The sequence below is a fragment of the Mesorhizobium sp. M7A.F.Ca.CA.004.06.1.1 genome, assembly GCF_003999135.1.
Lineage (GTDB): Bacteria > Pseudomonadota > Alphaproteobacteria > Rhizobiales > Rhizobiaceae > Mesorhizobium.
In genome coordinates, this window is sequence record NZ_RZPQ01000129.1 from 1 (window position 1) to 10,426 (window position 10,426).

General features: G+C 64.1%; 12 protein-coding genes. 3 read left to right on the top strand and 9 right to left on the bottom strand.

What is annotated here, in order from left to right:
• The 6 genes from EN906_RS10815 to EN906_RS10840 all read right to left on the bottom strand — a co-directional run.
• Positions 1-277 (bottom strand): nucleoside hydrolase (locus tag EN906_RS10815; protein WP_245484224.1); only part of this gene is annotated, 277 nt, incomplete at its 3' end.
• Positions 274-1,287: a nucleoside hydrolase gene (locus tag EN906_RS10820; protein WP_127272240.1), complete on the bottom strand. Its 1,014-nt coding sequence runs from the start codon at positions 1,285-1,287 to the stop codon at positions 274-276. The genes EN906_RS10820 and EN906_RS10815, both read right to left, overlap by 4 nt.
• Before the next feature lie 11 nt (positions 1,288-1,298).
• A complete protein-coding gene (locus EN906_RS10825) occupies positions 1,299-2,285 on the bottom strand; it encodes an ABC transporter permease (RefSeq protein WP_127271624.1) in 987 nt (328 codons plus the stop codon).
• Positions 2,273-3,313 carry an ABC transporter permease gene (locus tag EN906_RS10830; protein ID WP_127272241.1) on the bottom strand — a complete coding sequence of 347 codons (1,041 nt, stop codon included), beginning with the start codon at positions 3,311-3,313 and terminating at the stop codon, positions 2,273-2,275. Before EN906_RS10830 ends, EN906_RS10825 begins: the two co-directional genes overlap by 13 nt.
• Entirely contained in the window at positions 3,310-4,884 is a 1,575-nt protein-coding gene (locus EN906_RS10835) for an ABC transporter ATP-binding protein (RefSeq protein ID WP_127301659.1), read from the bottom strand. The genes EN906_RS10830 and EN906_RS10835 overlap by 4 nt, the downstream gene beginning before the upstream one ends.
• A 91-nt stretch (positions 4,885-4,975) precedes the next feature.
• On the bottom strand, positions 4,976-5,980 hold the full coding sequence (locus EN906_RS10840) for a BMP family ABC transporter substrate-binding protein (protein ID WP_127267638.1): 1,005 nt from the start codon (positions 5,978-5,980) through the stop codon (positions 4,976-4,978).
• A gap of 254 nt (positions 5,981-6,234) precedes the next feature.
• Between EN906_RS10840 and EN906_RS10845 the strand changes: the two genes are divergently transcribed.
• Entirely contained in the window at positions 6,235-6,819 is a 585-nt protein-coding gene (locus tag EN906_RS10845; RefSeq protein WP_023809103.1) for an amino acid synthesis family protein, read from the top strand.
• Positions 6,816-7,400 carry an amino acid synthesis family protein gene (locus tag EN906_RS10850; RefSeq protein WP_127267637.1) on the top strand — a complete coding sequence of 195 codons (585 nt, stop codon included), beginning with the start codon at positions 6,816-6,818 and terminating at the stop codon, positions 7,398-7,400. The genes EN906_RS10845 and EN906_RS10850 overlap by 4 nt, the downstream gene beginning before the upstream one ends.
• Positions 7,401-7,403: 3 nt before the next feature.
• On the opposite strand, the gene EN906_RS10855 is transcribed toward EN906_RS10850, so the two are convergent.
• Genes EN906_RS10855 through EN906_RS10865 form a run of 3 tightly spaced genes read right to left on the bottom strand, consistent with a single transcriptional unit; the run spans position 7,404 to position 9,877 of the window.
• Complete coding sequence (locus tag EN906_RS10855) at positions 7,404-8,597, bottom strand: amidohydrolase family protein (RefSeq protein ID WP_127267636.1); 1,194 nt, start codon at positions 8,595-8,597, stop codon at positions 7,404-7,406.
• A gap of 44 nt (positions 8,598-8,641) precedes the next feature.
• Entirely contained in the window at positions 8,642-9,184 is a 543-nt protein-coding gene (locus EN906_RS10860; protein ID WP_127267635.1) for a MarR family winged helix-turn-helix transcriptional regulator, read from the bottom strand.
• Positions 9,185-9,232: 48 nt separating this feature from the next.
• On the bottom strand, positions 9,233-9,877 hold the full coding sequence (locus EN906_RS10865; RefSeq protein WP_127267634.1) for an isochorismatase family cysteine hydrolase: 645 nt from the start codon (positions 9,875-9,877) through the stop codon (positions 9,233-9,235).
• A 232-nt stretch (positions 9,878-10,109) separates the two neighbouring features.
• Here EN906_RS10865 and EN906_RS10870 point away from each other — a divergent pair.
• The coding region (locus EN906_RS10870) for an NAD-dependent epimerase/dehydratase family protein (protein ID WP_127375170.1) at positions 10,110-10,426 on the top strand (317 nt) is incomplete at its 3' end.

The window sequence follows — 10,426 nt, forward strand, 5'->3', positions numbered from 1 at the left end:
GGCCGCTTGGGCCATCGGCGGTGCCGAGCACCAGCGGGCGCGCCAGCGGGCGGTGACAGCCCTGCGCGACAGGCACCTCGCCGGCGCCGATATACTCCAGGATGCGCAAGGCATTGGCGGTCGTCTTCTCGACTTCCGCATTGCCGCAGGTCGTGGTGACGCCGAGTAGTTCGATGGCCGGCGAGCGATGCGCCATGACCAGCGCGATGGCGTCGTCGTGGCCGGGGTCGCAGTCGAACAGGATAGGAGTTGGCTTGGTCATCATGTCGTCTTTCACGCCGCCCGCTCGTAGCGCGCTATGGTTTTCTTGAAGCCGTCGAGGAAACGCCGGCCGTCCAGGCCGGTGCAGATGCGGGTGGTCTTGGGCCCGCCGCCGGGCAGCAATTGCCGGCCGCGATAAGCGACGGTCTGGCCGCGCGCCAGCCTGCCGTCGAGCACGACGTCGGCGAACAGCGGCTCGGTCATCGTCGCCAGGCCGGGATCGAAAGCCAGCGCCACGGTGATCACGTCGTCCATCGGGAACCCGACGAGGTCGAAGAATTCGCGCCAGATGTCGATGTAGATCGGGAAGCTGTCGGCGATCATCTCAAGGACGGGATTGTCCCTCGCGACGGCCTGCATGTCGGCGATGTCGTCGCGCGTCAGCATCGAATCGGCGACGCGGTTGTCCTCGCAGATGTCGAGCGGCACGAGGATCTTCTCGACATCGGCGTTGAGCACGATGCGCGAGGCCTCCGGATCGGCCCAGATGTTGTACTCCGACAAGGGTGTGATGTTGCCCGGCGTCTGGAAATTGCCGCCGAGCACGATCAGCCGCTTCAGTGCACCGGTCAATCCCGGCTCCTGCAACAGCGCCATCGCCGCGTTGGTCAGCGGACCGGTCGTCACCAGCGTGATCTCGCCCGGATTGGCCATGACCGTGCCGATGATGAAATCGACCGCATGTCCCGGTGTGGCCTGCCGCACCGGCGTCGGCGCCGGCGGGTTGAACTTCTTCAGGCGATCGCCGAAACGGGCAACAAGCCGCTTTTCGAAATGCACCGGCGCTTCCATATCGGCCTTGGCGTTGCCGACGATCGGCCGCCACGCGCCGGCGTGAACCGGGATATCGTCACGCCCGGCGAGCGTCAGCGTGTTGAGGACGACATTGGTGACCTGCTCGATCGGGCCGGCGGCACCGGTCACGGTGGTCACGCCCTCGAGCCGCAGCTTCGGATTGATCGCCGCAAACAGCACGGCGAGAATATCGTCGCCGGCCGAATCCACGTCGAGGATTATGCGTTCCATAAAGGCTTCCTTCACTGGGGATTTTTGCCGCCGGCTTCAGTGTTCTTGTCGACCGACAGCAGCTTGCGCATCGATTCCAGCGTCTCCGCGATAATCCTCGGACGCGCCCGGTAGGACAGCGCGAACAATGCGATCAGCGCGACGACATAGGGGACGGTGAGAACCAGATAGGAGGGATAGCCGAACGTCTGCAGGCGCAACGAAAAAGCATCGGCGAAGCCGAACAGCAGGCAGCCGGCCAGCACCTTCAGCGGATCGCCATTGGAAAAGATCAGGATCGCCACCGCCATGAAACCGCGGCCCGACGACATGTTTTCGGTGAACATGGTGATGTAGCCGAGCGACAGATGAGCGCCGGCGAGGCCCGCCAGCAATCCGCAAAGCAGCGATGCGATGTAGCGGACGCGGGTGATCGAGATGCCAAGCGCCTCGGCGGCTTCCGGTTTTTCGCCGACGACGCGGATATAGAGGCCGAGCCGCGTCCTGGTATAGCAGACGACCAGCAGCGGCACCGCGATGAAGGCGACATAGACGAGCGGCGTGAAGCCGGAGATCAGCGGCGCCCACGAGCCGAGAAGGTCGCGGGCACCGGGCAGCTGGACTTTCGGCAGGCCGACGATGCCGTGACCGACGATCGAGCCGCGCGTGCCGAAGATCGCTTTCATCAGCGAGATTGTCATGCCGCCGGCCAGGATGTTGAGGGCCAGCCCGACGACCACTTCATTGGCCTTGAAGCTCACCACCAGGACAGCAAAAACCAGGGCGAAGACGAGCGCCGCCGCGACGCCGCAGGCGACCCCCGCCAGCGCGGAACCGGTCCAGATCGACCCGAGGACGGCGAAGAAGGCGCCGACCAGCATCTGCCCCTCGAGGCCGATGTTGAAGATGCCGGCCTTGGTGGTGAACGAGCCGCCAAGCGCGACCAGAAGGATGGGCGCGGTGGTGCGAAGCGTCGCCGCGATCAGCGCGACGTTGATGAGCTTGTCTAGAATTTCCATCGCCGCTCCCCTGCCTGGCTGTCGCCACGCTTTCTCACCAGCACCTGGGCCGACACGCTGAGGATGATCAGCGCCTGGATCACGGTGATGATTTCGCGCGACGCGCTGGTGTCGACCTCGAGCAGCAGCGATCCGTTGCGCAGGGCGCCGAAGAACAGTGCGGTGAAGATGGTGGCGACGGGCGAGCCATTGGCAAGCAGGGCGGCGATCAGCCCGTCGAAGCCGAAACCGGGGGCAAATCCTTCCATGAAGCGGTGATGGACGCCGAGCGTCTCGACGCCGCCGGCCAGCCCGCCGACGGCCCCTGAAAGCAGCAGGACCAGGAAACCCTGCCGTTTCACGTTGACGCCGCCATATTCGGCGAATTTCGGCGCCGAACCGACCATCGTGACGCCGTAACCCCATTTGGTGTAGCGGAAGACAAGGGCTGCGCCGACCGCCAGCACCAAGCCAATGACCAGGCCCCAGTTCAACCGCGAAAAGGTGAAGATCTCCGGCAGATAGGATGTCGCCAGGATCGGCGGCGTCTCCGACCAGCCACCCGGCCGCTTGAACAGGAAGATGGTGAAGTAGGACGTGAGCAGCACCGCCACGTAGTTCGACAGGATCGTCGAGACGACTTCGTTGGTGTTGTAGCGGGCGCGGAAGTAGGCGGGGATGGCGACCCAGGCCGCGCCTGCCACGACCGCCAGCGCCAGCGCGGCCAGCGTGTGAATGCCCGCGGGCAGGGGCATGGCAAAGCCGACCCACGCGGCGGCGAAGCCGCCGAGGAACAGCTGGCCCTCTATGCCGACGTTGAACATGCCGCCGCGCAGGCCGATGCAGGCGGCGACACCGCAGATCAGGATCGGCGTCGTCTGCAGCAAGGTCCCGGCGATCTTCTCCTGATCGCCGAAGGCGCCGCGCAACAGCGTCATGAACACACGCACCGGGCTTTCGCCGACCATGAGGATGATGATCGCGCCCATCAGCAGCGCCACGCCGATGGCGATCACCTGGCCGGAAACGGCACGCAAATGGTCTGTCATGATGCGGTCTCCGCGGCGAATTCCGGCACGGCCACGCCTGCCATCATCATGCCGATGCGCTCCTCGTCGGCCTCGTCGCCGGCGACCTCGCCCATGATCCGCCCGTTGAACATCACCAGGATGCGGTCGGCAAGGGCGGCCAGTTCGTCGAGCTGCACGGAAATCAGCAGGATTGCGCGGCCGGCGGCGCGCTGGCGCATGATCTCGTCATGAATGGCCTCCTGGGCGCCGATGTCGACGCCGCGCGTCGGCTGGTCGATCAGCAGGAAATCGGCGCCGTTGGTGAATTCGCGCGCCAGAACGACCTTCTGGATGTTTCCCCCCGAAAGCCGCTTGACCGCATCACCGGCTCCGCGCGCGCGAATATCGAAGCTCTTGATCAGCGTTTCGGCGTTTTGATTTATGGCATTCCAGTTGAGCATGCCGGCGCGGCTCCATGGGGCGCGGTGCTGGCGGCCCATCAGGGTGTTGGCTGCTATCGAAGCGTTGCGATCGACCCCGCGCACCATGCGGTCGCCTGGAACATGGGCGAGGCCTGCCTGGCGGATCGCGGCGGGGGAGAGCGCGGTGAGATTCCGGCCCTTCAGCCACGCCCCGCCATGGCTTGCCGGTCGCAAGCCCGAAAGCACTTCCGCCAGCTCCGTCTGTCCATTGCCGGCCACACCCGCGATCCCCACCACCTCGCCGGAGCGGACGGTGAAGCTGGCATCGCGAAGAGCCGGCAGCAGGCGATCGTCGCGCGCCCACAGATCCTTGACTTCGAGCACCACGTCGCCGTGCAGCGAAGCGCGCGGCCGGCGGTCGAAGCTCACCTCGCGGCCGACCATCATGTGCACCAACTCGTCCTTGCTGAGCTCGGCCGTCGGCCGGGTCGCCACCTTCCTGCCGTTGCGCAGCACCGTCACCGTGTCGGACACTTCCATCACCTCTTCCAGGTGATGCGAAATGAAGATCACCGTCATGCCTTCGGCCACGAAGCTGCGCAGTGTCTGGAACAGTTCACGGCTTTCCTGCGGCGTCAGCACGGCGGTCGGTTCATCGAGGATGATGGTGCGCGCGCCGCGCACCAGGACCTTAAGGATTTCGATGCGTTGCTCTATGCCGACCGAGAGCAGCCCGACGCGCTCGGTCGGATCGACCTGCAGGCCGAAGCGCTTCGACAGGTCGCGCGTGCGCGCAATTTGTGCGGCGTGGTCGATCAGGCCATGGCGACGGATTTCCATACCGAGAAAGACGTTGTCGGCAACCGAGAGCGAGGGAACCAGCTTGAAATGCTGGTGAACCATGCCGAGGCCGGCCTTTATCGCCACGGACGGATCGGCGATCACGATCTCTTCACCGTTCAGCCGGATCGAGCCTTCGTCCGGCTGCAAGAGGCCGAACAGGATGTTCATCAGCGTCGTCTTGCCAGCACCATTCTCGCCGATGATGGCGTGGATCTCGCCGCGGCGGACCGCAAGGTCGATGCCGTCATTGGCGACGAATGCGCCAAAACGCTTGGTGATGCCAGTCAACTCGACGGCTATCGCGGCATTGCTGTGGAGGGTCGGCGACCCCGGCGTGTTCGACAACGTGGCTCTCGCAGATTGGACACTGATCCGCCGCGGCAAGCCGCGGCGGATCAGTGTAGCGCTTTCTTGGGAGGGAGGCGCTGTTGTTGGCTTACTTTGCCTTGGCGATCACGATCTTGCCGTCGACGATGCCCTTTTTGATCTCGTCCAGCTTGGCGGTCACGTCAGCGGGGATCTTTGGGGCAATATCATCGCAGACCTTGACCTCGACACCGCCCGAGGCGAGGTCGAAAGTGCGGGTGCCGGCGGTGATCTTGCGGCCCTCGACCTCATCCTTGATCAGCGTGTAGACGGCGATGTCGCCGCGCTTCAGCATGCTGGCGAGCACATTTCCGGGAGCCGAGCCGCACATGTCGATGTCGACGCCGATCGAATATTTGTCGACCGCGGCACTTGCCTGCATCACGCCTTCACCCGTCGGGCCGGCGACGTTGTAGACAATGTCGGAGCCTTGGCCGTAAAGCGCCTGGGCAAGTTCGCTTCCCTTGGCCGGGTCGTCGAAGGTTCCGGCGAAGACGGAGTTTACCTTGACGTCGGGCGCGGCATATTTGGCGCCTTGCTCGTAGCCGCCCAGGAAGTTGCGGATCACCGGAATATCGCGGCCGCCGACAAAGCCGATCGCCTTGCCGTCGCCGATCTTGTCGAAGGCGGTGCCCTTGGCTTCGATCATGCCGGCAAGTGCACCGGCCACGAAGGATCCCTGCTCCTCGGCGAAATTGGCGTAGATCATCTTGGGGTTGTCGAGGACGCCATCGATAAACACGAAGCGCTGGTCGGGATATTCGGCGCTGACCTTTTGCAGCGAGTCCACCAGCTCCCAGCCCATCACGAAGATGAGGTCGTACTGCTTGCCCTTGGCAAGATTCTCGAACTGCTGCTGGTAGTCGAGCGCGCGATTGCCGGTGTCGACAAGCTTGAGGTCGATGCCGAAATCGGTCTTGGCCTTGTTGAGGCCGTTGACGATCGAAACGCCAAAACCCTGTGCGAAATACCCCGAGATGGCGGCCACGGAAACCTTGGCCTGTGCGGCGGCCGGTCCGAACGAAATGGCAAGCATCGTGCCGGCCAGAAATAAACTCTTGAGCGCCCTTTTCATGTCATTCCCCTTCAGCTTTTTCCAGCTTTTGAAGCCACGCTTTGACCATCCCCACATATCGCCGTAACAACGGCGAGTTCGTTGATGGTCATATGAGTTTAGGAGCGGCTTAACAGGCTGTCAATCGTCATCCGATGCAGTTTTCTTGGCCCTTCGCCCACGTGCTCGACGTCTGCGCTTGACAAATGTCGACGGGCATAATTGTTGATACTCTAATGAGTTTCCATGAACGACGGGATGAAGGAAGCGAAACAATGCCGGCTGTGGTGGTCAGGAAATTTCTGGTTCAGGTCGAAGAGATATTCCATGAGGGCGGACCCCACGCGGCACGCCCGCTCAAGCGAGGCGCGGTCGTCGCGGTCATTGCCAACCCTTTTGCCGGACGCTACGTCGAGGAGATCACCGGCTTCATGGAAGACCTGAAGCCGCTCGGTCTCGATATGGCCCGGCGCCTGATCGACGCCATTGGTGAAGGCGGCCAGGCCATCGAAGGCTATGGCAAGGGTGCCATAGTCGGCGCCGCCGGCGAGCTTGAACATGGCGCGCTCTGGCACAATCCGGGGGGCTATGCGATGCGCGAACTGCTCGGCAATGCCAAGGCGATCGTGCCTTCGACCAAGAAGGTCGGCGGCCCCGGAACGCGCATCGACATCCCGATCACGCACATAAACGCCTCCTATGTGCGCAGCCATTTCGATGCGATCGAGATAGGCATTGCCGATGCGCCGCGCGGCGACGAAATGGCGGTCATCCTGGCGATGACCACCGGCGCACGCGTCCATGCACGGGTCGGCGGCCTTGCCGCCGCCGACATCAAGGGCGAGGACGGCTTGCGATGAACCCCGAAATCCGCCGCATCATCACCATCGTCGAGGAAACCCGGATCGAAGGCGGGCGGCCCGTCGATCCGCCGACGCGGCGTGCCGCAGCCATTGCGGTGATCCGCAACCCCTATGCGGGCACTTACGTCGAGGACCTGTCGGCACTGAGCGCCATAGGCGAAGCCTTGGGCGATATCTTGCCCAGGCGCGCGGTCGCTGCTCTGGGCATTGCCGGCTACCGGGTCGAGAGCTTCGGCAAGGCCGCCGCCGTCGGCGCCGATGGCGAGCTCGAACATGCCGCCGCCATCCTTCATCCAAAGCTCGGCGCCCCGTTCCGCGATGTGCTTGGCAAGGGCGCCGCGCTCATTCCTTCATCGAAGAAGCGCGGCGGCCTCGGCGTGTCGCTCGATATTCCGCTCGGTCACAAGGATGCGGCGCGGGTGCGCAGCCATTTCGACGGCATGGAGGTTCGTGTTCCCGACGCACCGCGTGCCGACGAGATCGTCGTTGCTATCGCCGTCACCGATTCCGGCAGGCCGCACCCGCGCGTCGGCGGGCTGACCAAGGACAAGATTGTCGGGATTGACGGCGTCGGCTGACCGTCAGGCAGGCAGGACTTCCGGCACGCGCATCGCCGGAGGCGTATTTCTGCTCCGGCCGGTCCGCACCACGCCGTCGATGACGACCATTCCAATGCCTGGAAGATTGCCGAGCGCCACGCTGTCGAGCAGCCCGTCGCCGGCGCCGCCGATCGCCTGATCCATGAAGATCAGGTCGGCGGCGCGACCGACCTCGATCAAACCGCGATCGTCCAGTCTGCGCACGCGCGCCGTGTTGCCGCTGGCAAGACAGAACGCCACTTCCGGCGCGATGCCGCCCAGCGAAGCCAGCATGGTGAGCGTCCGCAGGATGCCGAGCGGCTGCACGCCGGATCCGGCCGGGCTGTCGGTGCCGAGGATGACGCGCGAAAGTTCGCCGCGCTGCCTTGCCAGATCGAGCACGAACAGTCCGGTGCGCAAATTGCCGTTATGGACGATTTCAAGCGCCCTCGAGCCCTTCTCGCAGATCTGCCGTATTTCCGCGTCGGGCAGGGCGGTTGGCCCGCCATTGACGTGGGCGACGATGTCGGCGTCGACCTCCAGCACGACATCCGCGCCGATGCGGCCGGAGCCGGGCAGCGACGGGCCGCCCGTGTGGGTCATCGAGGTCATGCCGTATTTGCGCGCCCAGGCGATCATCTGCCGGCCGGTCGGCCCATCCTTGACGCCGCCAAGCCCGACCTCGCCGACAAGCGTCACGCCGGCCTCGGCGAGACTGCGGAAGTCTTCCTCGGTAAGGCCGGGTTCCAGGATCGGTGCCCCGGCCAGGATCTTCATGCCGTTCGGACGGAAGTTGGAGAAGGTGCGTTGGGCAGCGATCGCCAGCGCCTTCAGCCCGACCAGGTCGCGCGGTCGGCCCGGCGTGTGGACTTCCCCCGCCGAGATCATGGTGGTGACGCCGCCATGCACGGTCGAATCCATCCAGCCGATCTGGTTCTGCCGAGGCGTCCAGTCGCCGGCCACCGGATGGGCGTGGTTGTCGATAAGACCCGGCGCGACCGCGCAGCCCATCGCATCGATGACCGTCGCCGCGCTGCCGCCATCAATGTCGCCTGCCTTGCCAATGCCTGATATGCGTCCATCGGTCACGACGATGGTGTCGGCGTCGATGATCGGTTGTGCTAGATCGCCACTCAGCATGAGACCGATATTGCGGACGACGAGCGTGTTGGCAGACGACTGGAGGTCGGACGACATCGGTTCTCACTTTTGCTGTTATGGAAAAAAGGACTGGACGCAGCTTATTTGCCGCCGTCGCCAGTCGATGGGTCGTCGTCGTTGATGCGCTGGAGCAGGCGAAGCAGCGTCGCCTGCTCGGCCGGTGAGAGCGGCGACAGGAACCGCCGCCCGACCTCGACGCTGCGTTCGAGCCGCTCCAGCGTATAGTCGGTCCCTTTGCTGGTCAGCGCGATCATCGTCAGGCGTTGGTCGGTTTCGGAGGCGCTGCGCGTGATCAGCCCGTGTTTGAGCAGTTTGCGCATGACGATGCTGATGGTCGATGGGTCCATCGCCGTCAGCCGGCCGAGATGGTTCTGCGAAACTTCGCCATGCTTGAGGATCGTGGCGAGCGCCGCGAATTGCGTTGGCGAAAGGTCTTCGCCGGCCATGACCTGCTGGAAGCGCAACGTCGCGCGCTGATGCGCCCGGCGGATGACGTGCGCCGGGTGGCGGTCCAGTTCATAGCCGGTCCCGGCGTACTGCTGCAGCACCTGCTCGCGGCTCAGGGGTGCATCGCCTCCCGGCGTTTCGCCTTTTTTGGATTGCGGTTTCTTTTCAGTCGTCACACCGGACTCCTATCGCCGCTGTCTTGGATGTCGCCGGCCGGAAAAAGCTCAAGCCGCAACCCTCGCTGGTTGAAGCGATGTCCCGTCGCGGAGGGCTGCGACGACATCAGCCGAATCGCTGACCACGCCGAAATGGGTCGCTATGTCATACAGCGAGCTTTCCTGCTCGCGTGGTCCCGTCGCCGCGCAGCAATCGCTTGGCACCACCACCTCATAGCCCTCGAAAAAGGCATCGTGGACGGTCGAGCGCACACAGATATTGGTGACCACGCCGAAGATGATCAACTGATCGATCTGCATGTCTTTCAGCGTCAGGTCGAGGTCGGTTTGGAAGAAGGCCGAGTAGCGCCGCTTGATCACATGGATCTCATCATCGCGGGCGCCGAGATCCTCGATGATCTCCGGCCCCCAGCTTCCGTCCAGGCAATGCGGCGTGCGCTTCAGCCATTCGCGCTCGCGTCGCATGCCCGGCCGGTGGCTGTCATGGACCCAGATCACCGGCACGCCGGCGGCGCGCGCGGCCTCGATCACGGCCAGTTGCGGCCCGACCAGCGTCTCGTACCCAGGCAGGACCATGGCCCCGCCGGGCTTGCAGAATTCATTGATCATATCGATGACGACAACGGCTGCACGGCGTGGATCGAGACGCACCGCGTCATCGTGCCGATGTGAGGAAAAACTGTCCACGGACATGGCGAGCTCCTTTGACCGATCGTTGATGCTCATACAAAAAACCCTAGTGGATGCCAAGTCAATCCCGTTCGACGCAAAGCGTGCTGGTCGGCCTTGCGCACCGCGCTCCGACAAGCGTATGCGCTATTTGTCCATCGCGAAATGGCCTTGACAACGCTTGTCAGGCATGTGCTCGATTTGTACGACCATCAACGATATTCAAGCCGCTGAATTGTGGAGCCGAGGCCGAGATATGAAAACCATCGTCACCGGAGCCAGTGGCCTGCTTGGCTGCCATGTGGCCGAGGCTCTGGTTGCGGCCGGCCACGATGTGCTTGGTGTCGATACCGTGGTGCCGGGTGAGGTCGCATGGCGCCACGCAACCGCCGATTTGACCGATCTGGGATCGACGCTGCAGCTGGTGCGCGACTGCGATGCGGTTGTGCATGTCGCGGCCATTCCGCGGCCGACCGGCCGGGCCGGCGGCGAGGTGTTCAAGACCAACATCGCGACCGCCTACAATGTGGTCGAGGCAGCTGCCATGGCCGGCGCCAGGCGCTTCGTCTATGC

Excerpts from the sequence above, each read along its gene's own strand:
- EN906_RS10820 (WP_127272240.1), bottom strand. The coding sequence starts at position 1,287 with ATGGAACGCATAATCCTCGACGTGGATTCGGCCGGCGACGATATTCTC.
- EN906_RS10825 (WP_127271624.1), bottom strand. The coding sequence starts at position 2,285 with ATGGAAATTCTAGACAAGCTCATCAACGTCGCGCTGATCGCGGCGACG.
- EN906_RS10830 (WP_127272241.1), bottom strand. The coding sequence starts at position 3,313 with ATGACAGACCATTTGCGTGCCGTTTCCGGCCAGGTGATCGCCATCGGC.
- EN906_RS10840 (WP_127267638.1), bottom strand. The coding sequence starts at position 5,980 with ATGAAAAGGGCGCTCAAGAGTTTATTTCTGGCCGGCACGATGCTTGCC.
- EN906_RS10845 (WP_023809103.1), top strand. The coding sequence starts at position 6,235 with ATGCCGGCTGTGGTGGTCAGGAAATTTCTGGTTCAGGTCGAAGAGATA.
- EN906_RS10850 (WP_127267637.1), top strand. The coding sequence starts at position 6,816 with ATGAACCCCGAAATCCGCCGCATCATCACCATCGTCGAGGAAACCCGG.
- EN906_RS10855 (WP_127267636.1), bottom strand. The coding sequence starts at position 8,597 with ATGTCGTCCGACCTCCAGTCGTCTGCCAACACGCTCGTCGTCCGCAAT.
- EN906_RS10865 (WP_127267634.1), bottom strand. The coding sequence starts at position 9,877 with ATGTCCGTGGACAGTTTTTCCTCACATCGGCACGATGACGCGGTGCGT.